The sequence below is a fragment of the Oleiphilus sp. HI0128 genome (genome assembly GCF_001635365.1).
The window spans coordinates 1-991 of record NZ_LWGG01001603.1; the positions used below are offsets into that span (position 1 = coordinate 1).

Here is a 991-nt window from a genome sequence, read left to right on the forward strand (position 1 = left end):
AAACAAAGCTAACCCATACTCAATGATTGGTTCTGTTGCATTGATGCTGGACATGAGTTTTGGTTTGGAAGAAGAAGCGAAAGCGGTTTGGACTGCTATGCAGAGCGTCTTCGAAGCAGGCTTCTCTACAAGTGACTTGTCTAAGCCTGGTCAGGGCATCGAGATTCTAAGCACAACAGAGTTTGCTGATAAGGTAATGGCTAAGTTGGAAGAATTGCTATAAACCAGCAAAGAAATTAAAAAAGGGGAGCCATAGCGGTTCCCCTTTTTTGTTCTTGTAGGCAGAGCCTTCCACGGCTCGCTGACGGGGTAGCACGGGGCAGGCTCTACTTGGGAAACAACTCAACAATCTCCGCACTTTCCGCAGGCTTGCTGCTTTGCTCCTGTAAATACTTTCGTGGGTTTGCCAATGCCAGTTGTAGTTCCACAAACGAATCATGCATCATTTCTGAAAGTCTCATACAGGACGATAATGGGCTTCTGGCACCTTGCCTGGCCATATTTATCCTGAACTGCACTCCTTTCAAACGGCGCTGAAGTTCAATAGGTGCTTGCTCGATTGCTTGTTGATAGAGCTCTTCACGGTAACGCTCAAATGCTTCTGGCTTGTTCGAAGCTAAGTATCTTAGTTTATCAAAATCGATCGGGACGATACGAGAGTCCTGATTACCTAAGTGAGAAGACTCCGCTTCTTTAAAGTTTGATCCATCGTGCACGGTAACGACCTCTTACTGTTACAAAGTGTTAGCGATATTTTATCGGTGCGATCAAAAACTGTACAGCTAGAAGGTGTGGGCAGGTCCACGAATTTACAAGATCTCTGCAAAATTTTGTGAAATCACTTAGATAATAGCGGTGATGATTTTGATGCCAGTTTTTCAAGCACTATAAAGTGATTATTCGTCTAAGTTGTGCGCAAGCTTCGTATGATAAAAATGTGGCTTTGTAAATCTTATAGTCAATGTTTCAAGTGAGTTAACATTTGGCTTTA

The 991-nt window shown here is 43.3% G+C and carries 2 protein-coding genes; one reads left to right on the plus strand and one right to left on the minus strand.

The features are described 5' to 3' along the window. The coding region (locus A3763_RS26205; protein WP_255376647.1) for an isocitrate/isopropylmalate family dehydrogenase at nucleotides 1-223 on the plus strand (223 nt) is incomplete at its 5' end. 103 nt (nucleotides 224-326) lie between these two features. Here A3763_RS26205 and A3763_RS26210 read toward each other — a convergent pair. Then, the gene (locus A3763_RS26210; protein WP_068510366.1) at nucleotides 327-716 is read right to left on the minus strand and encodes a DUF3135 domain-containing protein; all 390 of its coding nucleotides are present in this window, start codon (nucleotides 714-716) and stop codon (nucleotides 327-329) included. Between the last annotated feature and the right edge of the window lie 275 nt (nucleotides 717-991).